A 275-nucleotide genomic window follows, 5' to 3' on the forward strand; every position below is an offset into this window, starting at 1 on the left:
TAGTAGGAGGTTGTTGAGGAAAGAAAATTATTTTTAAAAAATAAAAAAGGAAGAGGTGTTGAGAAAAAGAAGGAGAGAAGGGAAAAAATAGAGTGGGTTTTATAGGTGTGTGTTATGGTATGTGATGGGTGAATGATTAAAAAAATATAAAAAAAGTAAATTTTAATCTGTTGTATTTGATTATGATATGCATTCATGGCGACCCCTAGAGGATTTGAACCTCTGTTATCACACAGAGAGAGTGACGTCCTGAGCCACTAGACGAAAGGGTCAAT

General features: G+C 34.2%; 1 protein-coding gene and 1 tRNA gene. Both read right to left on the bottom strand.

What is annotated here, in order from left to right; all coding sequences use genetic code 11:
* The coding region (locus CAMP5121_RS08075) for a hypothetical protein (RefSeq protein WP_337215301.1) at positions 1–197 on the bottom strand (197 nt) is incomplete at its 3' end.
* Positions 197–272 (bottom strand) — tRNA-Glu (locus CAMP5121_RS08080). The genes CAMP5121_RS08075 and CAMP5121_RS08080, both read right to left, overlap by 1 nt.
* Between the last annotated feature and the right edge of the window lie 3 nt (positions 273–275).

Origin of the sequence: Campylobacter sp. 2352 PW (genome assembly GCF_024723575.1) — a bacterium.
Taxonomy (GTDB): domain Bacteria; phylum Campylobacterota; class Campylobacteria; order Campylobacterales; family Campylobacteraceae; genus Campylobacter_D.